The following is a 26,960-nucleotide window of genomic DNA, read 5'->3' as shown; positions in this document are numbered from 1 at the left end:
GGCCCTGCGTCTTGCAGGGCCTCCTCATCGCTCAAGAATCAGCTGTACACACGCCCCAGCAACTGGCGGTGGCTTTCGAACTGATCCAGTACATCACGCACGATCTGCTCCGGCGCAAAGCCCATCAGGTCGTACTCCTGGCTGCCATCGTGCAGGTACACCTCGGCGCGGTAGAAGCGCTGGCGCACTTCCGGCTCACCTTCCACCGGCGCTTCGCTCGGCGCGGCCAGGTAGCCATCCAGGCTCACTTCATAGACGAACGGGTTGCCCTCTTCCATCATCACCCGCAGGCCCATCATGTTGCGCGACTGGCCAACCCGGGTTTCCACCTCGAAGCCCAGGGTCTGCAACTGCGCGGCGGCTTCTTTCAGCGCCGGGCTGACCTGCTTGTCCATGAAACGCTGCACCACGGCCTGGGTCGGCTGCAGTTCCAGCTGGGTCAGGCGCTCGCTGAAGCCACGACGGCCACGGGCGGCCAGCTCGGCACGCTCCTGCTCGACCGCCACGTCCTGTTTCATGGCCTTGTACAGGCCGAACATGAACAGCACCAGCACCACCGAGAACGGCAGGCCCGCCAGCACTACCATGGTCTGCATGGCTTCGAAGTTACCGGCGAACAGCAGGCCGATGGTAACCAGGGTGATGACCACCGACCAGAACACCACCATCCAGTGCGGGGCGTCTTCGTCGACCTTGCCACCTTTGCACGACAGGTTGGCCATCATCACCGCGCCGGAGTCGGCCGGGGTGAGGAACAGCACGAAGCCGACGAACACCGCTACACCGATCACGATCTTGGCCGCCGGGAAGTATTCCAGCAGCTGGTAGATCGACATCGACGGCTGTTCCAGGGCGGTCTTGCCCAGCTCAACGGCGCCCTGGTTGATCACCAGGTCCAGCGCGGTGTTGCCGAAGATCGACAGCCAGGCCAGGGTGAAGCCCAGCGGGATCAGCAACACGCCGCTGACCAGTTGGCGCACGGTGCGGCCCTTGGAGATACGGGCAATGAACATGCCGACGAACGGGCCCCAGGAGATCCACCAGGCCCAGTAGAACACGGTCCACAGGCCCAGCCAGCGCTCGGACTTGCCGGCTTCGCCTTCATACACATAGAGGTCGAAGGTTTTCAGCACGATGCCGTTGAGGTAGTCACCGATGTTCTGCACGAAGCCGTTGAGCAGGTGCAGGGTTTCGCCGCCCAGCAGGACGAAGATCAACAGGCCGCTGAACAGCATGATGTTCAGGTTGGACAGGCGGCGAATGCCGTTTTCCACACCAGAGACCGCCGCCACGGTGGCAACGCCGGCCATGACCAGGATCACCACCAGCAGGTTGGTCTTGCTGTGGTCCATGCCGAACAGGTATTCCAGGCCGGAGGCCACCTGCATCGAGCCGATGCCCAGGTTGGTCACCAGGCCCAGCAGGGTGACGAACATACCGAAGATGTCCACGGCATTGCCGGCAGCACCCTTGACCCAACGCTCACCGACCAGCGGGTACAGCGCCGAGCGCAGGGCCAGCGGCTGGTTGTGGCGGTAGGCGAAGTAACCCACGGCCAGGCCGACCAGGGCGTAGATCGCCCAGCCATGCAGGCCCCAGTGCAGGAAGGTCAGCTGCAGGCCCTGGCGCGCTGCGTCGAGGCTGGCAGAGGTGCCTTCCGGTGGGTTGAAGTAGTGGTCCAGCGGCTCGGAAGCGCCGAAGTACAGCAGCGAAATGCCGATACCGGAGGAGAACAGCATGCCGGCCCAGGCGCCATAGCTGAAGTCGGGCTGGTCATCCTTGCCGCCAAGCTTGAGCTTGCCGTAGTCGGAGAAGGCCAGGTAGATGACGAACAGCAGGTAACCGCCGATTACCAGCATGTAGTACCAGCCGAAGGTGCGCGTCAGCCATTTCTGGGCCACGCCCAGCACCTGGCCGGCGGTTTCGGGTACAGCGATAAGCAAGGCAGTCAGAACGAGGATCATCAGCGCGGAGGTGAAGAACACCACGCGGTTGACCCGTACCCTCTCGGCCGGAGGGTTGGTAAGTGAGGCAGAACTCATTGCACGAATGCTCCGGGCAGTACGGCTGTGGAGGCTAATCAGTCTTTCCCGAGCAATTGGTGGAATATCCCCACTGCATCAGGTGTTATAAAAGCACCCTGGAAACCGTGATCCCGAATCGATACGTTGCAAAAAAACAGACAGGTGGCCTGCTGCAAATGCCACGCCTCAGCCGAGGTGCGCGCATTCGTCACAGATCACCCCGCCCGCTCCAAGGGCCCGCCGCAGGGTCCATGACCGCACGGCAGAATCTGCATTTCGCATCGCTCATGCCCGTCAACGCCTTGTATTCCGGGGGTTACGCGATTTCCTGGGGTGTCAATCCGTGCCTTCTCGACCGCCTGAAAAACTGTCAATGGCACAAATTGTCGCAGAGCTTATTCTTTATTGATTGAACGTTCAATCAAAACAAAATAGACTGGCCTTCGCCGAGTCAGCCGCCCGTCGTCTGCTCGCAGGCCTGAGGAGATAGCAAGATGCCCAAGGTCGGTATGCAACCCATCCGCCGCCAGCAGTTGATCGAAGCCACGTTGCAGGCGGTCGATCAGGTCGGACTGGGCGACGCCAGCATTGCGCTGATTGCCCGTTTGGCCGGTGTGTCGAACGGCATCATCAGTCACTACTTTCGGGACAAGAACGGCCTGATCGCAGCGACGATGGGTTACATCATGAACATGCTCAACGAAGGTGTCAGAGCACGTCGCCAGGCCCTGACGGACGACAGCCCGCGCGCCCACCTGAAAGTGATCATCGAGGGTAACTTCGATGCCAGCCAGGTGAACGGCCCGGCGATGAAAACCTGGTTGGCCTTCTGGGCTTCCAGCATGCACCAGCCCGATTTGCACAGGTTGCAGCGGATCAACGACCACCGCTTGTATTCCAACCTGTGCTGCCAGTTCCGCCGCGCCCTGCCGCTCTACCATGCGCGCAAGGCAGCCCGCGGCCTGGCAGCTTTGATCGACGGCTTGTGGCTGCGTGGCGCCCTGTCGGGTGATGCATTCGACACCGACCAGGCGATACGGATTGCTTACGAATACATGGATCTACAACTGGCTAAGCAGCACACCCTGGGTACAAACGACCAGGCCGCTGAACCAACGCGCACGGCCCTTGCCAACCCGGCAGGAGCGTGACGCGCAAGCCAAACCACACACTGCACTTGCGAGGACACTATGGCCCGTTTCGGAACGCAAAAACTCTACATTGATGGCGCTTACGTCGACGCTGGCAGCGATGCCACCTTCGAAGCCATCAACCCGGCTACCGGCGAAGTCCTCGCCCACGTGCAACGTGCCACCGAGGCTGACGTCGAGAAGGCCGTCGAAAGCGCCGAGCGTGGCCAGAAAGTCTGGGCCGCGATGACCGCCATGCAGCGTTCGCGCATCCTGCGCCGCGCCGTCGAGATCCTGCGCGAGCGCAACGACGAGCTGGCCATGCTGGAAACCCTGGACACCGGCAAGTCGTACTCGGAAACCCGCTACGTCGACATCGTCACCGGCGCCGACGTGCTGGAGTACTACGCTGGCCTGGTTCCGGCCATCGAAGGCGAGCAGATCCCGCTGCGTGAATCGTCCTTCGTCTACACCCGCCGCGAGCCGCTGGGCGTGACCGCCGGTATCGGCGCCTGGAACTACCCGATCCAGATCGCCCTGTGGAAATCCGCCCCGGCCCTGGCCGCCGGCAACGCGATGATCTTCAAGCCGTCGGAAGTCACCTCGCTGACCACCCTGAAACTGGCCGAGATCTACACCGAAGCCGGCCTGCCGAACGGCGTGTTCAACGTCCTGACCGGCAGCGGCCGCGAAGTCGGCACCTGGCTGACCGAGCACCCACGCATCGAAAAAGTCTCCTTCACCGGCGGCACCACCACCGGCAAGAAGGTCATGGCCAGCGCCTCGAGCTCGTCGCTCAAGGAAGTCACCATGGAACTGGGCGGCAAGTCGCCACTGATCATCTGCGCCGACGCCGACCTGGACAAGGCCGCCGACATCGCCATGATGGCCAACTTCTACAGCTCGGGTCAGGTGTGCACCAACGGCACCCGCGTGTTCATCCCGGCTGAAATGAAAGCTGCCTTCGAGGCCAAGATCGTCGAGCGCGTTGCCCGCATCCGCGCTGGCAACCCGGAAGACGAAAACACCAACTTCGGCCCCCTGGTCAGCTTCCAGCACATGGAAAGCGTGCTTGGCTACATCGCCAAGGGCAAGGAAGAGGGTGCCCGCGTGCTGTGCGGTGGCGAGCGTCTGACCGCCGGTGATTTCGCCAAGGGCGCCTTCGTGGCCCCGACCGTTTTCACCGACTGCACCGACGACATGACCATCGTCAAGGAAGAGATCTTCGGCCCGGTGATGAGCATCCTCACCTACGAAACCGAAGAAGAAGTCATCCGTCGTGCCAACGACACCGAGTACGGCCTGGCCGCCGGTGTCTGCACCAACGACATCACCCGCGCCCACCGCATCATCCACAAGCTGGAAGCCGGTATCTGCTGGATCAACGCCTGGGGCGAATCGCCGGCCGAAATGCCGGTCGGTGGCTACAAGCAGTCGGGCGTAGGCCGTGAGAACGGCGTCAGCTCGCTGGCTCAATACACTCGCATCAAGTCGGTCCAGGTCGAGCTGGGCGGCTACAACTCGGTTTTCTAAACCCTGTATAGCCCCGCCCGTGCCGCTGCGCACGGGCGTTCCCGCTCCCTGTTCACCGCCAACACGAGGGTACTTTCATGTCCCAAGAATTCGATTACATCATCGTCGGTGCCGGCTCGGCCGGTAACACCCTGGCGACCCGCCTGACCGAAGACGCCGGCGTCACCGTACTGCTGCTGGAGGCCGGTGGCCCCGACTACCGCTTCGACTTCCGTACCCAGATGCCGGCCGCCCTGGCCTTCCCGCTGCAGGGCCGCCGCTACAACTGGGCCTACGAGACCGACCCGGAGCCGTACATGGACGGCCGCCGCATGGAATGTGGCCGCGGCAAGGGCCTGGGCGGCTCGTCGCTGATCAACGGCATGTGCTACATCCGCGGTAACGCCATGGACTTCGACGGCTGGGCAGAACTGCCAGGCCTGGAAGACTGGACCTACCTGGACTGCCTGCCGTACTTCCGTAAAGCCGAAACCCGCGACATCGGCCCGAACGACTACCACGGTGGCGAAGGCCCGGTCAGCGTTGCCACGCCAAAGGCTGGCAATAACCCGCTGTTCCACGCCATGGTCGAGGCCGGCGTGCAGGCCGGTTACCCGCGCACCGAAGACCTCAACGGCTACCAGCAGGAAGGCTTCGGCCCGATGGACCGTTCGGTGACCAAGAACGGCCGCCGTTCCAGCACCGCCCGTGGCTACCTGGACCAGGCCAAGAAGCGCCCGAACCTGACCATCGTCACCCACGCCCTGACTGACCGCGTGCTGTTCGACGGCAAGCGCGCCATCGGCGTGACCTACCTGGTCGGCGACAGCGAAGAACGCGTTGAAGCCCGCGCCCGCAAGGAAGTCATCGTCAGCTCCGGCGCCATCGCTTCGCCGCAACTGCTGCAACGTTCCGGCGTCGGCCCGCGCGCCCTGCTGGAAAGCCTCGACATCCCGGTTGTGCACGACCTGCCGGGCGTTGGCGAAAACCTGCAGGACCACCTGGAACTGTACCTGCAGTACGCCTGCACCCAGCCGGTGTCGCTGTATCCGTCGCTGCTGTGGTGGAACCAGCCGGCCATTGGTGCCGAGTGGATGTTCAACGGCACCGGCATCGGCGCCAGCAACCAGTTCGAGGCCGGTGGTTTCATTCGTACCCGCCCTGAATTCAAGTGGCCGAACATTCAATACCACTTCCTGCCGGTGGCCATTAACTACAACGGCTCCAATGGTGTGAAGGAACACGGCTTCCAGGCGCATATGGGTTCCATGCGCTCGCCTGCTCGCGGCCGCATCCAGGCCAAGTCGAAGGACCCGCGCCAACACCCGAGTATCCTGTTCAACTACATGTCCACCGAGCAGGACTGGCAGGAGTTCCGTGACGGCATCCGCCTGACTCGCGAAATCATGGCCCAGCCGGCACTGGACCCGTACCGTGGCCGTGAGATCAGCCCGGGCGCGCACGTGCAGACCGATGAAGAGCTGGACAAGTTCATCCGCGAACACGCCGAAACCGCCTTCCACCCGTCCTGCTCGTGCAAGATGGGCACCGACGACATGGCGGTGGTCGACGGCGAAGGCCGCGTGCATGGCATGAAGGGCCTGCGCGTGGTCGATGCGTCGATCATGCCGCTGATCATCACCGGCAACCTCAACGCCACCACGATCATGATCGCCGAGAAAATCTCGGACAAGATCCGTGGCCGCAAGCCGCTGCCGCGCAGCACCGCCAAGTACTACGTGGCGGGCGATGCACCGGTGAAGGGCAAGCCGATGCGTGAAGTCAAGCAGGCGTAAACCTGCACCGGCCTCTTCGCGGCTAAAGCCGCTCCCACAGGGCTCACACAGGTTTTGAAAACTGTGCAGTACCTGTGGGAGCGGGTTCACCCGCGAAAGGGCCCACCCAGGCAACACCCGAAAAGGCACCCACCGCGGTGCCTTTTTTTCATCTGCAGAAACGCTTTACAGCCTGCCAATTCATCAGGTTAGAATCATTTGGCACGCGACCTGCTAGCGTCATGCTATCAAGTCCCCTCCCCCCTGCGGTCCCCGGAGTACCTGCCTTTGGATGCAAGCACCATCAACAGCCTGTTCCTGATCGGCGCATTGCTGGTGGGCGCAAGTATCCTGGTCAGTTCGCTGTCGTCGCGCCTGGGCATCCCTATCCTGGTCATCATCCTCGCCGTCGGCATGGTCGCCGGGGTCGATGGTGGCGGCATCATCTTCAACAACTACCCGACCGCCTACCTGGTGGGCAACCTGGCGCTGGCCGTGATCCTGCTCGACGGCGGCCTGCGCACGCGGGTGGCGAGCTTCCGCGTGGCGCTGTGGCCGGCGCTGTCGCTGGCCACCATCGGCGTGATGATCACCACCGCCCTCACCGGCCTGGTCGCCGCCTGGCTGTTCGACCTGAGCCTGATCCAGGGCCTGCTGATCGGCGCCATCGTCGGCTCTACCGACGCCGCGGCGGTGTTCTCGCTGCTCGGCGGCAAAGGCCTGAACGAGCGGGTTACCGCCACCCTGGAGATCGAATCGGGCAGCAACGACCCGATGGCAGTGTTCCTCACCGTCACCCTGATCGACATGATCGCCAGCGGCCAGACCGGCCTGCACTGGAGCCTGCTCACCCACCTGCTGCGCGAATTCGGCATAGGCGGGCTGCTGGGCCTGGGCGGCGGCTGGCTGATGCTGCAACTGGTCAACCGCATCAAGCTGGCTGGCGGCCTCTACCCCATCCTGGTGATCGCCGGCGGCCTGGTGGTGTTCTCGCTGACCAACGCCCTGCACGGTAGCGGCTTCCTTGCCGTGTATCTGTGCGGCCTGGTGCTGGGCAACAAGCCGATCCGCAGCCGCCACGGCATCCTGCACATGCTCGACGGCATGGCCTGGCTGGCGCAGATCGGCATGTTCCTGGTGCTGGGGCTGCTGGTCACGCCCCACGACCTGCTACCCATCGCCCTGCCGGCGCTGGGCCTGGCGCTGTGGATGATCCTGGTGGCGCGGCCGCTGTCGGTGGTCGCCGCCCTGCTGCCGTTCAAGGCTTTCCATGGCCGCGAAAAGGGCTTCATCTCCTGGGTCGGCCTGCGCGGTGCGGTACCGATCATCCTCGCGGTGTTCCCGCTGATGGCCGGCCTGCCGGACGCCCAGCTGTTCTTCAACCTGGCCTTCTTCATCGTGCTGGTGTCGCTGCTGGTGCAAGGCACCAGCCTGCCGTGGATGGCCAAGCTGTTGAAAGTGACAGTACCGCCAGACCCGGCACCAATCTCCCGTTCCGCCCTGGAAGTGCACATCACCAGCGAGTGGGAAATGTTCGTCTACCGCCTGGGCGCCGAAAAATGGTGCATCGGTGCCGCCCTGCGCGAGTTGAAAATGCCCGAAGGCACGCGGATCGCCGCGCTGTTCCGGGGCGAGCAGCTGCTGCACCCGTCCGGCAGTACGGTACTGGAAGTAGGCGACATGCTCTGCGTGATCGGCCACGAACATAACCTGCCGGCCCTGGGCAAACTGTTCAGCCAGGCGCCACAACGTGGCCTTGACCTGCGCTTCTTCGGCGACTTCGTGCTCGAAGGCGATGCCGAACTGGGTGCGGTGGCAGCGTTGTACGGCCTGAAACTCGACGGCCTGGACGCGAAAATGCCGCTGGCCCAGTTCATCCGACAGAAGGTCGGAGGCGCTCCAGTAGTAGGTGACCAGGTCGAATGGCATGGCACGATCTGGACCGTGGCCACCATGGACGGGAACAAGATCCAGAAAGTAGGCGTCAGATTCCCCGAAGGAACGCGACCCGGACCAGGATTGTTCCTCTAAACTTCGTTTCTGCCGGATCCACAAGTAGTCTGCCTATGTCCCTGCGCGTGTACCTCCGCACAGCCCTGCTCGGGCTGTGCCTGTCTCTCTCGTTCGCCGCTGGCGCGGCCGAGCTTCCCACCACGACCAGCATCCAGAGCAGCCTGAACAAGATCTCCCAGCCCAAGGGTGCCGAGGCCGACCCCAAGGCTGCGCAACAGACACCAGAGCAGAAGGCCCAGCAACAGGTGCTGGAACAGACCTTGGCACTGCTGCTCAGCAAGGAAGACAGCGAAAAGAAGCTTGAGGCACTCAAGCAGCAATTGGCTGGCGCGCCCAAGGAAACCGCCGACAGCCAGCGCGAGCTGATCAAGCTCAAGGCCAGCAAGCCCCTGCCGGTGGCACAACGCTACGCCACCCTGAACGTGCCACAGCTGGAGCAGATGCTCAGCGAGCGCAGTACGCAACAAGGCGAACTGCAAAAGGCATTGTCGGATGCCAACAGCCTGATCATCAACTCGCAGACCCGCCCAGAGCGGGCTCAGGCAGAAATCAGCAACAACCAGACACGTACCCAGCAGATCAACCTCAGCCTCAAGAGCGGCAAGGAGAACGGCAAGCCACTCAACAGCGACCAACGCAACAAGCTCAATGCCGAGCTGGCGTCGCTCAATGCCCTGACCTCGTTGCGCCGCCAGGAACTGGCCGGCAACGGCCTGCTGCAAGACCTGGGCAATGCCCGTCACGACCTGCTGATCGAGCGCGCCACACGAATGGAGCAGGAAATCCAGGACCTGCAATCGCTGATCAACGAAAAGCGCCTGGCCCAGTCGCAGCAGGCGGTCACCCAGCAGTCGATCGAAGCGCAGAAAGCCGGCGGCAGCACCCTGCTGGCCAACGAAAGCGCTGCCAACCTGAAACTGTCCGACTACCTGCTCAAGAGCACCGACCGCCTCAACGAGCTGACCCAGCAGAACCTGCGCAGCAAGCAGCAGCTAGACAGCCTGACCCAGGCCGACCAGGCCCTGGACGAACAGATCAGCGTGCTCAAGGGCAGCCTGCTGCTGTCCAAGATCCTCTACAAGCAGAAGCAGGCCCTGCCGCACCTGAAAGTCGACCGCGACCTGGCTGACCAGATCGCCGATATCCGTCTTTACCAGTTCGAGGTGAACCAGCAACGCGAGCAGATGAGCAGCCCCGCCGCGTACGTCGACAACCTGCTGCTCGGCCAACCGCAGGAGCAGGTTACCCCTCAGCTGCGCAAGGCGCTGCTGGAGGTGATGATTACCCGCGTCGACCTGCTCGAACGCCTCAGCCGGGAGCTATCGGCACTGCTCAACGAATCGATCACCTTGCAGCTCAACCAGAAGCAGCTGCTCGGCACCGCCCAGGGCTTGCGCACCACGCTCGAAGAGCAGATGTTCTGGATTCCCAGCAACAAGCCACTGGACTGGGAATGGCTGAGCCTGGTGCCGGCACGCTTCGCCGACCAGGTAGCCAGCCTGCCCTGGGGTTCGGGCCTCAAGGAACTGGCCGATGGGCTGGGCCAGCGACCGTTGCTGTTCCTGCCCTTGCTGCTGGTGATCGGCGCCCTGCTGTGGCGGCGCAAGTACCTGTACCAACGGCTGGGCAAGGTGCACCAGGACATCGGCCACTTCCGCCGTGACAGCCAGTGGCACACGCCACAGGCGATCCTCATCAACATCCTGCTGGCAATGCCGGTCAGCCTGGGCCTGGCCCTGTGCAGCTACGCCTTGCAGATCGACGCCCGCGGGCAGAATGCCAACCTCGGCGCCGCCCTCTGGCAACTGGCCCAGGCCTGGCTGGTGTTCTACACCGCCTACCGCATCCTCGCCCCGGGCGGCGTGGCGGAAATCCACTTCCGCTGGCACAAGCCGCAGGTCGAGTTCCTGCGCGGCTGGGTGCGGCGCCTGGGCACCGTGGTACTGGCACTGGTCGGCGTGGTGGCAGTGGCCGAACATCAGCCTTCGGCGCTGGCCGATGATGTGCTGGGTATCGGCGTGGTACTGACCTGCTACGCACTGATGGCCTGGCTGCTCAGCCGCCTGCTGCTCAGCAGCCCGGCGCACCGCGACACCTCGCTGTTCCGCAAGGCCGTGGGTGTGGCCTTCACCGCCCTGCCCATCGCCCTGTTCGTGGCCGTGTGCTTCGGCTACTACTACACCGCACTGAAACTTACCGACCGGCTGATCTACACCCTGTACCTGCTGCTGTTCTGGCTGGTGATCGAAGCCGCGTTCGTGCGTGGCCTGTCGGTGGCGGCACGGCGCCTGGCCTACCAGCGCGCGCTGAGCAAGCGGGCGGCGGCCAAGGAAGGGCTGGATGGCGAAGTCATCACCGAAGAGCCGACCCTGGACATCGAACAGGTCAACCAGCAGTCGCTGCGCCTGATCCGCCTGGCCCTGCTCGGCGGCTTCATCGCCGGCCTGTACTGGGTGTGGTCGGACCTGATCTCGGTGTTCGCCTACCTCAACAATTTCACCCTGTACGAGTACTCCAGCGGCACCGGTGCCACCGCCAGCATGGTGCCGATCAGCCTGGGCGACTTCCTCGGTGCGCTGGTCATCATCGGCATCACCTTCGCGCTAGGACGGAACTTGCCCGGCCTGCTCGAAGTACTGGTGCTGTCGCGGCTCAACCTGGCCCAGGGCAGTGCGTATGCCACTACTACCTTGCTGTCCTATGTCATCGTCGGCGTCGGTATCGTCAGCACCCTGTCGACCCTCGGGGTCAGCTGGGACAAGCTGCAATGGCTGGTGGCCGCGCTGTCGGTGGGCCTGGGCTTCGGCATGCAGGAAATCTTCGCCAACTTCATCTCCGGCATCATGATCCTGTTCGAGCGCCCGGTGCGGATTGGCGACACCATTACCATCGGCAACCTGTCGGGCACGGTGAGCAAGATCCGCATCCGCGCCACCACCATCACCGACTTCGACCGCAAGGACATCATCGTCCCCAACAAGACCTTCATCACCGGTCAGCTGATCAACTGGTCGCTGACCGACACGGTCACCCGGGTAACGCTGAAGCTGGGCATCGACTATGGCTCGGACCTGGACCTGGTGCGCGACCTGCTGCTCAAGGGTGCCCACGAAAACCCACGCGTGCTCAAGGACCCGGAGCCGATCGTGTACTTCCTCAACTTCGGCGAGAGCTCGCTGGACCACGAGCTGCGCATGCATGTACGCGACCTGGGCGACCGCAACCCGACGCTGGACGAGATCAACCGCTACATCAACCGCGAGTTCAAGGCGCACAACATCAAGATCTCGGTGCGCCAGGTCGAGGTGTTTCTGATGGATCCGAAGGGCGGCAAACAGCAGCTGATTCCGGTGGAGCAGCCGAAACCGGATGGCACTGCTTCGGCCTGAGTGGGCTCTAATACTTTATTCTGTGCAGAATCCCTGCGAGGGCTTCGCCCTCGTTCGCGGGCGCGCCCGCTCCCACAAGGGCCGCGCCGCTCTCAGGCACTGCGCAATACCTGTGGGAGCGGGCTTGCCCGCGAAGGGCCGCAAAGCGGCCCCAGTCCATCAATTTCTGGAGCCGGCCCCGTGAAAGCCCTCGACCAACTCACCTTCGACAATCGCTTCGCCCGCCTGGGCGATGCGTTCTCCACCCAGGTCCTGCCCGAACCCATCGCAGACCCACGCCTGGTGGTAGCGAGCGAGTCGGCCATGGCGCTGCTCGACCTCGACCCGGCCCAGGCAGAGCTGCCGGTTTTCGCCGAGCTGTTCAGCGGCCACAAGCTATGGGAAGAGGCCGACCCGCGGGCGATGGTCTATTCCGGCCATCAGTTCGGCTCCTACAACCCGCGCCTGGGTGATGGCCGCGGCCTGCTGCTGGCCGAAGTGCTGAATGACCAGGGCGAGCACTGGGACCTGCACCTCAAGGGTGCCGGGCAAACGCCCTACTCGCGCATGGGCGACGGCCGCGCCGTGCTGCGTTCCTCGATCCGCGAGTTCCTCGCCTCCGAGGCCCTGCACGCCCTGGGCATTCCCAGCAGCCGGGCACTGTGCGTGATCGGCTCGAGCACCCCGGTGTGGCGCGAAACCCGCGAAAGCGCGGCCATGCTCACCCGCCTGGCGCAGAGCCATGTGCGTTTCGGGCATTTCGAATACTTCTACTACACCAGGCAGCCAGAACAGCAGCGCGTGCTCATCGACCACGTGCTGGAGCAGCACTACCCCGAATGCCGCGATGCCGAGCAGCCGTACCTGGCCATGTTCCGCACCATCGTCGAGCGCAATGCCGAGCTGATCGCCCGTTGGCAGGCCTATGGTTTCTGCCACGGGGTAATGAACACCGACAACATGTCGATCCTCGGCATCACCTTCGACTTCGGCCCGTACGCCTTCCTCGACGACTTCGACGCCAACTTCATCTGCAACCACTCCGACGACCGTGGCCGCTACAGCTACGCCAACCAGGTACCGATCGCCCACTGGAACCTCAGTGCGCTGGCCCAGGCGCTGACCACGGTGATCGAAGTCGAACCGCTCAAGGAGGCGTTGGGCCTGTTCCTGCCGCTGTACCAGGCACACTACCTGGACCTGATGCGCCGGCGCCTGGGCCTGGCTACCGCGGAAGAGGACGACATGGCGTTGGTCGAGCGCCTGCTGCAGCGCATGCAAAGCGGTGGTGTGGACTACAACCTGTTCTTCCGCAAGCTGGGCGATCAGCCCGTGGCCGAGGCGCTGAAGGTGGTGCGTGACGACTTCATCGACCTGGCCGGTTTCGATGCCTGGGGGGCGGACTACCTGGCCCGCTGCGAGCGCGAAGCGGATAATGCCGAAGGGCGGCGTGAGCGCATGCATGCGGTGAACCCGCTGTACGTGCTGCGCAACTACCTGGCACAGAAAGCCATCGAAGCGGCCGAAGCGGGGGATTACAGTGAAGTGCGACAGCTGCATGAGGTGCTGAGCCGCCCGTTCGAGGAGCAGGCCGGGATGCAGGGCTATGCCGAACGCCCGCCGGAATGGGGCAAGCACCTGGAAATCAGCTGCTCATCATGAATCCTGGGGCCGCTGCGCGGCCCATCGCGACACAAGGCCGCTCCTACAAGGGTACGCGGACTCCTGTAGGAGCGGCCTTGTGTCGCGATGGGCTGCAAAGCAGCCCCAAAAACCTCAAGGAAACGACATGTCCGAACCACTGGTAATCCCCTGCCCCCACTGCAACGGACTCAACCGCCTGCCCGCCGAGCGCCTGGGCGACGCGCCGAAATGCGGCCGCTGCAAACAGGACGTGCTGCTGAGCACCCCCTTCGAACTCACCGAAGCCAGCTACGCCAGCCAGATCAAAGGCGACCTGCCACTGCTGGTCGACATCTGGGCGGATTGGTGCGGTCCGTGCAAATCCTTCGCCCCCACCTTCGAACAGGCCGCCCGCCAACTGGCCGGCCGCTGCCGCCTGGCCAAGCTCGACAGCGAAGCCAACCGCAACCTGGCCGGGCAACTGGGCATCCGCTCGATCCCCAGCCTGCTGCTGTTCAAGAATGGCCGTGAAGTCAGCCGTCAGGCCGGGGCGTTTCCACTCCAGTCATTGCTGGAGTGGTTGCGTAGCCAGGGGGTCTAAGCGTTCTCTTCGAGCAGCGAATGCAACTCGACAAACTGCTGGGTCAGCTTGTGCCTGGGCTCCAGGTGAATCAGCGGAAGGCTGGCATGGTGCGACTCACGCATCTTCACCGAGCTGCCCAGGTACACCGGTAGCACCGGGAGCCCTTCGGCCAGCAGCTCGTCGAGCATTTGCTGTGGCAGGCTGGCGCGGGACTGGAACTGGTTGACCACGATGCCTTCGACCACCAGGTCTTCGTTGTGGTCTTCCTTGAGTTCTTCGATCTCGGCCAGCAGGCCATACAGGGCCTGGCGCGAAAAGCTGTCGCAGTCGAAAGGAATCAGCACGCGATCGGCGGCGATCAGTGCGGAAACCGCATAGAAGTTCAGCGCTGGCGGGGTATCGATGTAAATGCGCTCGTAGTCCTCGTCCAGTTCGTCGAGCAACTTACGCAGCTTGTTGATCTTGTGCTTCGCCTCAAGCTTCGGCTGCAGATCGGCCAGCTCGGCCGTGGCGGTGACCACGTGCAGGTTGTCGAACGGGGTTTCGTAGATATCGACCTGGTTCTTCTTGCTGAACGGCCCGCTGGACAGGCTTTGCTTGAAGAAGTCGGCGATGCCCATGGGGATATCGTCGCCGGTCAGGCCAGTCAGGTACTGGGTCGAGTTGGCCTGGGCATCCAGGTCGATCAGCAGGGTCCGATAACCTTCGCTGGCGCTCACCGCCGCCAGGTTGCAAGCGATGCTCGACTTGCCCACACCACCTTTCTGATTGAACACCACGCGCCGCATGATTGACCTCCGTGTATCAACGAATGCCCGAGTATGTGGCGCCGCTGCGGCAATGACCAGTGCCATTTGCCGTGTGGTCTGCAGAGGCCGCCCTGACAAAAAGCAAGCCGTCAGATATAGGCCTGCCCGGTGACCAGTTCGGCAAACGCCTTGGCCATCGCCGAACCCCCGCGCTCGCGCTGCACCAGCCACACCGCCGACATCGCCCCTTCATCCAGCAGCGTGCGATAGACCACCCCCTCGATGCGCATGCGCTGGAACGACGCCGGCAGCACCGATACCCCAAGCCCTGCCGATACCAGCCCGATGATGGTCATCGCCTCCCCCGCCTCCTGGGCAAAATGCGGGCTGAAACCCGCCTGGCGCGCCAGGCTCAGCAACTGTGCGTGCAACCCGCTGCCATAGCTGCGCGGGAAGAACACGAACGGCTCATTGGCCAGCGCGGCCATGTGCACGCCATGCTCCGTGCCTTCGGCCAATGGATGCGAGGCATTGATCACTGCCACCAGCGGCTCGCGAAACAACTCGGTGGCCACCAGCCCTTCCGGCAGCGGCATCGGCCGCATCAGCCCGACCTCGATGGACTCGTCGAACACCCCTTCTGCCACGTCGCGACTGCTCATTTCCTTGAGGTTCAGGTGCACCGCCGGGAAGCGCTGGCGAAACGCGTGGATGGCCTTGGGGATCTTCGAGGTGAACGGTGCCGACGAGGTAAAGCCGATCTTCATCTCCCCCAGCTCCCCCAACTGCGCACGCCGGGCGACATCGGCGGCCTTTTCCACCTGCGCCAGCACCTGGCGGGCTTCCTCGAGGAACAACCGCCCCGCCTCGCTTAGCTCGACCCGACGGTTGGTACGCTCGAACAGGCGGGCCCCCAGTTCCTGCTCCAGCGCCTGGATCTGCTGACTCAAGGGTGGCTGCGAAATGCCCAGCTGCTGGGCAGCGCGGCCAAAATGCAGCTCTTCGGCCACGGCGATGAAGTAACGCAAATGGCGCAGTTCCATGATCAGCTCCGAACAGGTCGTATAACGTCTCAAATAGGTCGAACAATATATTGGATCTAATCATTAGCCAGCTATATGCTTTTTTTCATTGCGCCAGAGGTACCCGCCCGTGAAAACTGCTGTAGCTCCCCTTCCCGCCGAGCCAGAACCTGTCCCGCTGAACGAAATGTGGATCGAAAAAGGCACCCCCGCCTTCATGAAGACCGTGCTGGCGCTATTCAGCGGCGGCTTCGCCACCTTCGCCCTGCTGTACTGCGTGCAGCCGATGATGCCGTTGCTGTCGAAGGAATTTGCCATCAATGCGGCGCAGAGCAGCCTGGTGCTGTCGGTCTCCACAGCCATGCTTGCCTTCGGCCTGCTGATCACCGGCCCTATCTCCGACCGCATCGGGCGCAAGCCGGTGATGGTGTTTGCCCTGGCCTGCGCCGCCCTTTCAACCCTGGCCAGCGCGGTGATGCCGAGCTGGGAGCTGGTACTGGCCACCCGCGCCCTGGTCGGCCTGTCGCTGAGCGGCCTGGCGGCGGTGGCGATGACCTACCTGAGCGAAGAGATCCACCCGCAGCACATCGGCCTGGCCATGGGCCTGTACATCGGCGGCAACGCCATTGGCGGCATGAGCGGGCGCCTGATCACCGGCGTGCTGATCGACTTCGTCAGCTGGCACACGGCGATGCTGACCATCGGCGGCCTGGCCCTGGTGGCGGCGCTGGTGTTCTGGAAGGTGCTGCCCGAATCGCGCAATTTCCGCCCGCAGGCGATGAACCCACGCAGCCTGCTGGATGGCTTCGTCATGCACTTCAGGGATGCCGGCCTGCCCTGGCTGTTCCTCGAAGCCTTCCTGCTGATGGGCGCCTTCGTCACCCTGTTCAACTACATCGGCTACCGCCTGCTGGCCGAGCCCTATCACATGAACCAGGCGCTGGTCGGTTTGCTGTCAGTGGTGTACCTGTCTGGCATCTACAGCTCGGCGCAGGTCGGCGCACTGGCTGACAAACTGGGCCGGCGCAAGGTGTTCTGGGCCAGTATCGTGGTGATGGCGGGCGGCTTGCTGATGACCCTGGCTAGCCCGCTGGCGATGGTGATCGTCGGTATGCTGGTGTTCACCTTCGGCTTTTTTGGCGCGCACTCGGTGGCCAGCAGCTGGATCGGCCGCAGGGCTTTGAAGGCCAAGGGGCAGGCGTCGTCGTTGTACCTGTTCAGCTATTACGCCGGGTCGAGCGTGGCCGGTACGGCGGGCGGGGTGTTTTGGCACCAGTGGGGCTGGAATGGCATCGGGCTGTTCATTGGCAGCCTGCTGGCGGTAGCGTTGCTGGTGGCGCTGCACCTGAGCAAGCTGCCACCTAAATCGAGCTGACCCTCGGGGGCCGCTTTGCGGCCCATCGCGACACAAGGCCGCTCCTACAGTGGAACGCGATTCCCTGTAGGAGCGGCCTTGTGTCGCGATGGGCTGCAAAGCAGCCCCAAAATCTCGGATCAGTTGATGATCTCGACCATATCCACATCCACTTCCCGGCTCATCAGGTGCTTCTCCACCTCACCGGTCAGCTTGACCTTGGTCTTGTCGTTGAACGGCGTCGGCGGCAGGTCTTCATCATCGATTTCCACGGTGATGGTGCCGGTGTTGTCCTTGAACTCGTACTTGTCGTCGTTGTTGATCTTCTTGGTCACGAAGCCTTGCAGCACCACTGGGGTGTCGTCGGCAGCATCGTTGGCCGCAGATACGGTGGTGACGGACTGGGCACCGGGGCCGGTATAACCGGCAGCCAAGGCAGCAGTGCTGAACAAGGGGGCGAGGATCAACGCAAGATAACGTGCTTTCATGAGGAACAGGTCCTGTTTCGGTTTCGATGGGACCAGATTAACGACGATCGCTGAATTAAAACTTAATGCAACAAAAAGCCCGGCACATGGCCGGGCTTTCGTGTTCAGAGATCAATTCACTGATGGTATTGCGCCGACAGCTCATGCACGGCGTTGATGAACACGCCGGCGTGCTCTGGGTCGACTTCCGGTGTGATGCCGTGGCCCAGGTTGAACACATGGCCTGTGCCGTGGCCATAGCTGGCCAGGATACGCGCCACTTCCTTGCGGATGGCCTCGGGCTTGGCGTACAGCACGGTCGGGTCCATGTTGCCCTGCAGCGCCACCTTGTCACCCACGCGGCGGCGGGCATCGCCGATCTCGCAGGTCCAGTCCAGGCCCAGCGCGTCGGCGCCGGCTTCGGCGATGCTTTCCAGCCACAGGCCGCCGTTCTTGGTGAACAGGATCACCGGCACCTTGCGCCCTTCGTGCTCGCGGATCAGGCCGCTGACGATCTTGCGCATGTAGGCCAGGGAGAACTCCTGGTAAGCCGCCGCCGACAGGTTGCCGCCCCAGGTGTCGAAAATCTGCACGGCCTGGGCACCAGCGAGGATCTGGCCGTTGAGGTAGCTGGTGACCGACTGGGCCAGCTTGTCCAGCAGCAGGTGCAGTGCCTGCGGGTTGTCGTAGGCCATGGCCTTGGTCTTGCGGAAGTCCTTCGACGAGCCGCCTTCGACCATGTAGGTGGCCAGGGTCCACGGGCTGCCGGAGAACCCGATCAGCGGCACGCGGCCGTTGAGCTCGCGGCGGATGGTGCTGACCGCATCCATCACGTAGCCAAGGTCTTTCTGCGGGTCGGGGATCGGCAGCGCTTCGATGTCGGCCGGGGTGCTGATGACCTTCTTGAAACGCGGGCCTTCGCCGCTTTCGAAGTACAGGCCCAGGCCCATGGCATCGGGGATGGTGAGGATGTCCGAGAACAGGATCGCCGCATCCAGCGGGTAGCGGTCCAGCGGCTGCAGGGTGACCTCGCAGGCGAACTGCGGGTTCATGCACAGGCTCATGAAGTCACCGGCCTTGGCGCGGCTGGCGCGGTACTCCGGCAGGTAGCGGCCGGCCTGGCGCATCATCCACACCGGGGTGACGTCTACGGGTTGCTTGAGCAGTGCACGCAGGAAACGATCGTTCTTCAGGGCAGTCATGTCGGCATCCGGAAAAATAGTGCGGGCATTTTCTCAGACGCCAGCGCAAAAGGCACGGTCAAGGCCATGCGTTTTGTCTATTGGATGCCATGGATCAAGGATTTTTGTATACAAAAATGCCTTTGGGGGCTGCTTTGCAGCCCCGACAATCGATCAGACTTCCAGGTAGTCCAGGATACCCTCAGCAGCAGTACGCCCTTCGAAGATAGCCGTCACCACCAGGTCCGACCCACGCACCATGTCGCCACCGGCAAACACTTTCGGGTTGCTGGTCTGGTGCTTGAACTTGCCCTTCTCCGGTGCCACCACGCGGCCCTGGCTATCCAGCTGGATGCCATGCTGCTCGAACCACGGCGCCGGGCTTGGGCGGAAGCCGAAGGCGATGACCACGGCATCGGCCGGCAGGATCTCTTCAGACCCCGGGATCGGCTCCGGGCTGCGACGGCCACGGGCATCCGGCTCGCCGAGACGAGTCTCGACCACCTTCACGCCTTCGACCTTGTCCTCGCCGACAATGGCGATAGGCTGGCGGTTGTAGAGGAACTTCACGCCCTCTTCCTTGGCGTTCTTCACCTCACGACGCGAGCCCGGCATGTTGGCCTCGTCACGGCGATAGGCGCAGGTCACCGACTTGGCGCCCTGGCGGATCGAGGTGCGGTTGCAGTCCATCGCGGTGTCACCACCGCCCAGTACCACCACCTTCTTGCCCTGCATGTCGACGAAGTCTTCCGGCGACTTCTCGAAGCCCAGGTTGCGGTTGACGTTGGCGATCAGGAAGTCCAGCGCATCATGCACGCCCGGCAGGTCCTCGCCCGGGAAGCCGCCCTTCATGTAGGTGTAGGTACCCATGCCCATGAACACCGCGTCGTACTCGGCGAGCAGTTGCTCCATGGTCACGTCCTTGCCCACCTCGGTGTTCAGGCGGAACTCGATGCCCATGCCGGTGAACACTTCACGGCGGTTGCTGAGCACGGTCTTTTCCAGCTTGAACTCGGGAATACCGAAGGTCAGCAGGCCGCCGATTTCCGGGTTGCGGTCGAACACCACCGGGGTCACGCCGGCACGTACCAGCACGTCGGCACAGCCCAGGCCGGCCGGGCCGGCACCGATGATGGCGACGCGCTTGCCGGTTGGCTTGACCTTGGACATGTCCGGGCGCCAGCCCATGGCGAAGGCGGTGTCGGTGATGTACTTCTCCACCGAGCCGATGGTCACCGCACCGAAGCCGTCGTTCAGGGTGCAGGCACCCTCGCACAGGCGGTCCTGCGGGCATACGCGGCCGCACACTTCCGGCAGGGTGTTGGTCTGGTGCGACAGTTCCGCCGCGGCCAGGATGTTGCCTTCGGAAACCAGCTTCAACCAGTTGGGGATGAAGTTGTGTACCGGGCACTTCCATTCGCAATACGGGTTACCGCAGCCCAGGCAGCGGTGCGCCTGCTCCACGGACTGCTGCGGCTTGAACGGCTCGTAGATTTCCACGAACTCCTTCTTGCGCTGGCGCAGCAGCTTTTTCTTCGGGTCCTTGCGGCCCACTTCGATGAACTGGAAGTCGTTGTTCAGACGTTCAGCCATTTTTCAAAACCTCTTTACCGCAGTTGCCAGCCTCAGGCTGCAAGCTGCAAGACGATCACTTGAGCACGACAGGCCCCGCGCACGGGGCCGTCACTTGCAGCTGTTGTTACTGCGGGTTGGCACGGGTGCTGGACAGCAGTTGCTTCAGGTTGGCTGCCTTCGGCTTGACCAGCCAGAAGCGCCGCACGTAGTCGTCCAGGTTCTCCGAGAGCTCACGCCCCCACTCGCTGCCGGTCTCTTCCACGTACTCGGCAAGGACCCGCGCCAGGTGGCTGCGGTAGGCCTCCATCGCTTCACCACTGATACGCTGGATTTCCACCAGCTCATGGTTGAGCTTGTCGACGAAGGTATTGTCCATGTCGAGCACGTAGGCGAAGCCGCCAGTCATGCCAGAACCGAAGTTGTAACCGGTCTTGCCCAGCACGCAGACAAAGCCGCCGGTCATGTATTCACAGCAGTGATCGCCAGTGCCCTCGACAATAGCGTGGGCGCCGGAGTTACGTACAGCGAAGCGCTCGCCAGCAGTACCAGCGGCGAACAGCTTGCCGCCGGTGGCGCCGTACAGGCAGGTGTTGCCGACGATGGCGCTGTGCTGGGTTTCGAACGGGCTGCCGGCTGGCGGCACGATGGTGACCTTGCCACCGGTCATGCCCTTGCCGACGTAGTCGTTGGCGTCGCCTTCCAGGTGCAGGTTCAGGCCACCGGCGTTCCACACGCCGAAGCTCTGGCCCGCAGTACCCTTGAAGCGGAAGGTGATCGGCGCCGCGGCCATGCCCTGGTTGCCATGCAGGCGGGCGATTTCGCCCGACACCCGCGCACCGATGGAGCGGTCGCAGTTGCAGATGTCGAGGCTGAACTCGCCACCGGCCTGGTCGCGGATGGCCGGCATGGCCATTTCCACCATTTTCTCGGCCAGCTCGCCCTGGTCGAACGGCGGGTTCTTGTCGACTTCGCAGAACTGCGGCTTGTCAGCCGGGATGTGCGAGCTGCCCAGCAGCGGCGACAGGTCCAGGTACTGCTGGCGCTCGGTATCGCCTGGCAGCACGTCGAGCAGGTCGGTACGGCCGATCAGCTCGCCGAGGCTGCGCACGCCCAGCTTGGCCAGCCACTCACGGGTTTCTTCGGCGACGAAGGTGAAGAAGTTGATCACCATGTCGACGGTGCCGATGTAGTGGTCCTTGCGCAGCTTGTCGTTCTGGGTGGCCACACCGGTGGCGCAGTTGTTCAGGTGGCAGATGCGCAAGTACTTGCAGCCCAGGGCGATCATCGGCGCGGTACCGAAGCCGAAGCTTTCGGCGCCGAGGATGGCTGCCTTGATCACGTCCAGGCCGGTCTTCAGGCCACCGTCGGTCTGTACCCGTACCTTGCCGCGCAGGTCGTTGCCGCGCAGGGTCTGGTGGGTCTCGGCCAGGCCCAGCTCCCATGGGGCGCCGGCGTACTTGATCGAGGTCAGCGGCGAAGCACCGGTACCACCGTCGTAGCCGGAGATGGTGATCAGGTCGGCATAGGCCTTGGCCACACCGGCGGCGATGGTGCCGACGCCGGCTTCTGCCACCAGCTTGACCGAAACCAGGGCCTGCGGGTTGACCTGCTTGAGGTCGTAGATCAGCTGGGCCAGGTCTTCGATCGAGTAGATGTCGTGGTGCGGCGGTGGCGAGATCAGGGTCACGCCCGGTACCGCGTAACGCAGCTTGGCGATCAGGCCGTTGACCTTGCCGCCTGGCAGCTGGCCGCCTTCACCGGGCTTGGCGCCCTGGGCAACCTTGATCTGCAGCACTTCGGCGTTGACCAGGTACTCCGGGGTCACGCCAAAGCGGCCGGTGGCCACCTGCTTGATCTTCGAGCTCTTGATGGTGCCGTAGCGCGACGGGTCTTCACCGCCCTCGCCAGAGTTGGAACGCGCGCCCAGGCGGTTCATCGCCTCGGCCAGCGCTTCGTGGGCCTCTGGCGACAGAGCACCCAGCGAGATACCGGCGGAGTCGAAGCGCTTGAGGATCGCCTCCAGCGGCTCGATCTGCTCCAGCGGCAGTGGCTGGTCGGCCACTTTCACCTTCAGCAGGTCGCGGATCATCGACACCGGGCGCTGGTCGACCAGCGTGGTGTATTCCTTGAACTTGGCGTAGTCGCCCTGCTGCACGGCGGCCTGCAGGGTGTTGACCACGTCCGGGTTGTAGGCGTGGTATTCGCCACCGTGGACGAACTTCAGCAGGCCGCCTTGCTGGATCGGCTTGCGCGCGCTCCAGGCTTCGGCTGCCAGCAGCTTCTGGTCGCTTTCCAGGTCTGCGAAACGCGCACCCTTGATGCGGCTGGAAACGCCCTTGAAGCTCAGGCCCACCACTTCCTCGGCCAGGCCGATGGCTTCGAACAGCTGCGCGCCACGGTACGAGGCGATGGTGGAGATACCCATCTTCGACAGGATCTTCAGCAGGCCCTTGGAGATGCCCTTGCGGTAGTACTTGAAGACTTCGTCCAGGTCGCCCAGCACTTCGCCAGTACGGATCAGGTCAGCCAGCACTTCATAGGCCAGGTACGGGTAAACGGCCGAGGCACCGAAGCCCAGCAGCACGGCGAAGTGGTGCGGGTCGCGGGCGGTGGCGGTTTCCACCAGGATGTTGCTGTCGCAACGCAGGCCCTGTTCGGTCAGGCGGTGGTGCACCGCACCAACGGCCAGCGAGGCGTGCACCGGCAGCTTGCCCGGGGCGATGTAGCGGTCGCTCAGCACCAGCTGGGTCTTGCCAGCGCGCACGGCTTCTTCAGCCTGGTCGGCGATGTTGCGGATGGCCGCTTCCAGGCCGACGCTCTCTTCATAGTTGAGGTCGATCAGCTGGCGGTCGAAACCTTCGCGCTCCAGGTTCATCAGCGAACGCCACTTGGCGGGCGAGATGACCGGCGAGCTGAGGATTACCCGCGAAGCGTGCTCCGGGGATTCCTGGAAGATGTTGCGCTCGGCACCCAGGCAGATTTCCAGGGACATGACGATCGCTTCGCGCAGCGGGTCGATCGGCGGGTTGGTCACCTGGGCGAACTGCTGGCGGAAGAAGTCGTACGGCGAACGCACGCGCTGCGACAGCACGGCCATTGGCGTGTCGTCACCCATCGAACCGACCGCTTCCTGGCCCTGCTCGCCGAGCGGGCGCAGCACCTGGTCACGCTCTTCGAAGGTGACCTGGAACATTTTCATGTACTGCTTGAGCTGGTCAGCGTCGTAGCTGGCCACGCCCTGGTCATCGGTCAGCGTCGCCTGGATGCGCGTGGCGTGCTGACGCAGCCAGCGCTTGTACGGGTGGCGCGACTTCAGACGGTTGTCGATGGCGTCGGTGTCGAGGATCTGGCCGGTTTCGGTGTCCACGGCGAAGATCTGGCCCGGGCCGACGCGGCCCTTGGCGATGACGTCCTCGGGCTTGTAGTCCCATACGCCGATTTCCGACGCCAGGGTGATGTAGCCGTTCTTGGTGGTCACCCAGCGCGCCGGGCGCAGGCCGTTACGGTCGAGCAGGCACACCGCATGGCGGCCTTCGGTCATTACGATACCGGCCGGGCCATCCCACGGCTCCATGTGCATGGAGTTGTATTCGTAGAAGGCGCGCAGGTCGGCGTCCATGGTCTCGACGTTCTGCCAGGCTGGCGGTACCAGCATGCGCACGCCACGGAACAGGTCGATGCCGCCAGTGACCATCAGCTCCAGCATGTTGTCCATGCTCGAGGAGTCGGAACCGACGCGGTTGACCAGCGGGCCGAGCTCGTCGAGGTCGGGGATCAGGTCGTTGGCGAACTTGGTGCGACGGGCCATGGCCCAGTTGCGGTTGCCGGTGATGGTGTTGATCTCGCCGTTGTGGGCGAGGAAGCGGAACGGCTGCGCCAGCGGCCATTTCGGCAGGGTGTTGGTGGAGAAGCGCTGGTGGAACACGCAGATCGCGGTTTGCAGGCGCTCGTCACCCAGGTCTGGGTAGAAGGCCGCGAGATCGCGCGGCATCATCAGGCCTTTGTAGATGATGGTCTTGTGCGAGAAGCTGCAGATGTAGTGGTCGGCGTCGTGGGCGTTGGCCACGGACGAACGGCGACGGGCACTGAACAGCTTGATGGCGAATTCCTGGTCGCTCAGGCCTTCACCGCCGATGAATACCTGCTCGATCTGCGGCAGGCGCTCAAGGGCCAGGCGGCCGAGCACGCTGGTATCGATCGGCACCTTGCGCCAGCCGACCAGCTTCAGGCCAGCAGCGAGGATTTCGCGGTCCATGTTGGCGCGGGCGGCTTCGGCTTTGACCGGGTCCTGGTTGAAGAACACCATGCCGACGGCGTACTGCTTGGGCAGCTCGACAGCGAAGTGCTCCTGGGCCACGGCACGCAGGAATTGATCGGGCTTCTGCATGAGCAGACCGCAACCGTCACCGGTCTTGCCGTCGGCGTTGATACCGCCGCGGTGCGTCATGCAGGTCAGTGCCTGCATGGCGGTTTGCAGAAGGTGGTGGCTCGGTTCGCCCGTCATATGGGCGATCAGGCCAAAACCACAGTTGTCCTTGAATTCTTCGGGATGGTACAGACCTGTTTTCATAGACACATTCTCACCAGGTTCACCTCTCAACGGAGGTAAATCTCTTTTTTAACAACCACTTACCATCCACGCCGATCAAACGCCAGCTTTTTTGCGGTGGCCATGGAAAACCATTGTTGCACAGCGACAGCGATGCCCACAAATTTTCATGTCTCACCATTGAAAATTTATGTCGCAATTTTGAATGTTTTTGCGCCATGCGCCGTGATAGCGGCTTGGCTCGAGTCTGAAGCGTTTCAGCCATGACTGCAAGTAAGGCTTGTGGCAAGCAGTCTGGGACAGAAAAGCCTGCCGCGTGACAACGCAGCAGGCTAGTCGAAAGTCGGTAATCGCTCAGCAACTGGGCGGCGGGGTGGTGCCGCCCGGAAGGTATCAGCGGGCCGAGGCCAGCTCTTGTTGGACGCTGGCGACGGTACGTGGCCAAGGTTTACCAGCCTGGACCTTCGCTGGCAAGTTCTTGATTGCCGCAACTGCTGCGTCGCGGTTGGCGAAGTTGCCGTAAGTGACTACGTACAGCGGCTTGCCCTGCAGGTTTTTCTTGAAGTAGCGATAGTCGCCACCCTGGGCCTTGACGAACGCCTGGGCCGAAGCCTCGGAGCTGGTACCCAGGATCTGCACCACGTAATTGCCCGGTTTCTGCCCGGCGTACCAGCCGCTGTTACCGCTGCCACCGGTGGCCGGCTTCTCGACAGGTTTGGCGGCCGGCTTGGCCACGGCGACCTGAGTCGGTGCTGGTGCAGGCTTGGCTGGCGCAACCGGCTTGGCTGGCTGGGTTGCGACAGGTTTTGGCGCAGGCGCAACCGGCTGCGGTTGCGGCTGTACCGGCTGGGCTGGCGCCGCGGCTACTGGCTGGGCAGGTACCGGTGCCGGGCCCGCTGGCACACCTTGCGGCGGTGCGATGGTGGTCACGGTTGGCGGCGGGTTGCCTGGCTGCAGGGCGGTATCACCGGCCGGGCTGCCCTCTTCACCCTCACCCATGCCCGCGGCCTGGGCCAGCGGCTCGCGCATCACCGGCTGCGACTGGCCAACCAGCGGCAGCGGCATCGGCTGGGACGAACCCGAGAACTCGATGGCCGGGTTGCCACCATTGCCCTGGCCCTCGCCAAGCGGCAACTGGGCCTGGGCGGCAGGCGCTTCGGCAGGCGCCTTGTCACCTTTCTTCGGCATCAACACCGCGGCCGCAACGGCGACCACAACCACAGCGGACAGCGCGAGCACATGTTTTTTAGGCATCTTGAACCCCATGGATGGTCGCTTGGCCGTCGAGCGGCTGGCGATCATGGCTTCGATCAAAGTGTCACGGGCGACCTGGTTGATGTTGCCAGGCCAGCCGTCAGAGTTTTCATGGATATCGACGATCTGTTCACGGCTGAACACCTCGATGCCCCGGCCAGCACCTTCCAGGCGCTGCTCCAGGTACTCGCGGGTTTCTTCTTCACTGTAGGGGGCGAGTTCGATGATGTGGAAGCGTTCTTCCTCGATATTGATCTCGTCCAGCCCGGCAATCAGCGACGGCTCACCGAACAGGAACACATGCGGGCGCCCTTCCGGCACACCCGCCGCCAATTCCAGCAACGCTTGGAGTGCCGACTCGTCGAGTTGTTCCGCATCGTCCACCAGCAAGTACACTTCCTGGCCGGTCAGTGCCAGTTGCACCACCTTGGCCAGGATCGCCTGCATTTCGGCCTCGGCCACATCCAGGCTCTGCGCGACCTGGCCGAGTACGCTGGCGGCATCGCTGGCGCCACGGGCGGACACCACCACGCTCTGCACCGCCTGCTTGTTGGTACTGGCCACCAGGGCCTGGCGCAGCAGGGTCTTGCCGCTGCCCAGCGGGCCGGTGACAACCAGCATCAGCTGGCTGTAGCGCGCCAGGTGGTGCAGTTGGCCGAGCACGGGCTTGCGCTGGGCCGGGAAGAACTTGAAGCCGGGCACGCGGGGCGCGAACGGATCGTGGCTCAACTGGTAATGGTCGAGAAAGGCCTCATCGGCATGCAAACTGGTCATTGCGCTG

The 26,960-nt window shown here is 63.5% G+C and carries 16 protein-coding genes; 8 read left to right on the top strand and 8 right to left on the bottom strand.

Translation table 11 applies throughout. The features are described 5' to 3' along the window. Positions 1 to 38 precede the first annotated feature (38 nt). Entirely contained in the window at positions 39 to 1,985 is a 1,947-nt protein-coding gene (locus ACGLHT_RS02585; protein WP_249352862.1) for a BCCT family transporter, read from the bottom strand. Positions 1,986 to 2,518: 533 nt separating this feature from the next. Here ACGLHT_RS02585 and betI point away from each other — a divergent pair. The 7 genes from betI to trxC all read left to right on the top strand — a co-directional run bounded on the left by betI (position 2,519) and on the right by trxC (position 14,046). Next, complete coding sequence (gene betI, locus ACGLHT_RS02580; protein WP_025340942.1) at positions 2,519 to 3,175, top strand: transcriptional regulator BetI; 657 nt, start codon at positions 2,519 to 2,521, stop codon at positions 3,173 to 3,175. Positions 3,176 to 3,214: 39 nt separating this feature from the next. Next, positions 3,215 to 4,687 (top strand): betaine-aldehyde dehydrogenase, encoded by a 1,473-nt coding sequence (betB, locus tag ACGLHT_RS02575; protein WP_025340943.1) that lies wholly within the window; start codon positions 3,215 to 3,217, stop codon positions 4,685 to 4,687. A 77-nt stretch (positions 4,688 to 4,764) separates the two neighbouring features. Continuing rightward, positions 4,765 to 6,462 (top strand): choline dehydrogenase, encoded by a 1,698-nt coding sequence (gene betA / locus ACGLHT_RS02570; protein ID WP_085614616.1) that lies wholly within the window; start codon positions 4,765 to 4,767, stop codon positions 6,460 to 6,462. 267 nt (positions 6,463 to 6,729) lie between these two features. Beyond that, entirely contained in the window at positions 6,730 to 8,472 is a 1,743-nt protein-coding gene (locus ACGLHT_RS02565; protein WP_025340945.1) for a potassium/proton antiporter, read from the top strand. A gap of 35 nt (positions 8,473 to 8,507) precedes the next feature. Further along, positions 8,508 to 11,843, top strand: a complete 3,336-nt coding sequence (gene mscK, locus ACGLHT_RS02560; RefSeq protein WP_274119837.1) for a mechanosensitive channel MscK — start codon at positions 8,508 to 8,510, stop codon at positions 11,841 to 11,843. 180 nt (positions 11,844 to 12,023) lie between these two features. Further along, entirely contained in the window at positions 12,024 to 13,484 is a 1,461-nt protein-coding gene (selO, locus tag ACGLHT_RS02555; RefSeq protein ID WP_137162574.1) for a protein adenylyltransferase SelO, read from the top strand. Between the two features lie 127 nt (positions 13,485 to 13,611). Next, a complete protein-coding gene (gene trxC, locus ACGLHT_RS02550) occupies positions 13,612 to 14,046 on the top strand; it encodes a thioredoxin TrxC (RefSeq protein WP_013974593.1) in 435 nt (144 codons plus the stop codon). Here the strand turns inward: trxC and ACGLHT_RS02545 are convergent. After that, positions 14,043 to 14,816 (bottom strand): ParA family protein, encoded by a 774-nt coding sequence (locus ACGLHT_RS02545; RefSeq protein WP_025340949.1) that lies wholly within the window; start codon positions 14,814 to 14,816, stop codon positions 14,043 to 14,045. The genes trxC and ACGLHT_RS02545 overlap by 4 nt on opposite strands. Before the next feature lie 110 nt (positions 14,817 to 14,926). Then, a complete protein-coding gene (locus ACGLHT_RS02540; protein WP_274119836.1) occupies positions 14,927 to 15,820 on the bottom strand; it encodes a LysR family transcriptional regulator in 894 nt (297 codons plus the stop codon). 166 nt (positions 15,821 to 15,986) lie between these two features. On the opposite strand from ACGLHT_RS02540, the gene ACGLHT_RS02535 reads away from it, so the two are divergent. Beyond that, the gene (locus tag ACGLHT_RS02535) at positions 15,987 to 17,174 is read left to right on the top strand and encodes an MFS transporter (protein ID WP_274119861.1); all 1,188 of its coding nucleotides are present in this window, start codon (positions 15,987 to 15,989) and stop codon (positions 17,172 to 17,174) included. A 119-nt stretch (positions 17,175 to 17,293) separates the two neighbouring features. Here the strand turns inward: ACGLHT_RS02535 and ACGLHT_RS02530 are convergent, their stop codons facing one another. The 5 genes from ACGLHT_RS02530 to ACGLHT_RS02510 form a co-directional block, all read right to left on the bottom strand. Next, the gene (locus tag ACGLHT_RS02530; protein WP_137162576.1) at positions 17,294 to 17,641 is read right to left on the bottom strand and encodes a NirD/YgiW/YdeI family stress tolerance protein; all 348 of its coding nucleotides are present in this window, start codon (positions 17,639 to 17,641) and stop codon (positions 17,294 to 17,296) included. A gap of 116 nt (positions 17,642 to 17,757) precedes the next feature. After that, positions 17,758 to 18,822 carry a uroporphyrinogen decarboxylase gene (gene hemE / locus ACGLHT_RS02525; RefSeq protein ID WP_025340953.1) on the bottom strand — a complete coding sequence of 355 codons (1,065 nt, stop codon included), beginning with the start codon at positions 18,820 to 18,822 and terminating at the stop codon, positions 17,758 to 17,760. 153 nt (positions 18,823 to 18,975) lie between these two features. Next, the gene (locus tag ACGLHT_RS02520; protein ID WP_013974599.1) at positions 18,976 to 20,394 is read right to left on the bottom strand and encodes an FAD-dependent oxidoreductase; all 1,419 of its coding nucleotides are present in this window, start codon (positions 20,392 to 20,394) and stop codon (positions 18,976 to 18,978) included. Between the two features lie 106 nt (positions 20,395 to 20,500). Beyond that, positions 20,501 to 24,946: a glutamate synthase large subunit gene (gene gltB, locus ACGLHT_RS02515; protein ID WP_274078224.1), complete on the bottom strand. Its 4,446-nt coding sequence runs from the start codon at positions 24,944 to 24,946 to the stop codon at positions 20,501 to 20,503. Between the two features lie 372 nt (positions 24,947 to 25,318). After that, on the bottom strand, positions 25,319 to 26,953 hold the full coding sequence (locus ACGLHT_RS02510) for an SPOR domain-containing protein (RefSeq protein ID WP_137162578.1): 1,635 nt from the start codon (positions 26,951 to 26,953) through the stop codon (positions 25,319 to 25,321). Positions 26,954 to 26,960: the final 7 nt, after the last annotated feature.

Source organism: Pseudomonas sp. PsB (assembly GCF_043658375.1).
GTDB classification, from domain to species: domain Bacteria; phylum Pseudomonadota; class Gammaproteobacteria; order Pseudomonadales; family Pseudomonadaceae; genus Aquipseudomonas; species Aquipseudomonas putida_Z.
Note: the sequence above shows the minus strand (reverse complement) of the source record. Positions and strands in the feature narration are given on the sequence as shown.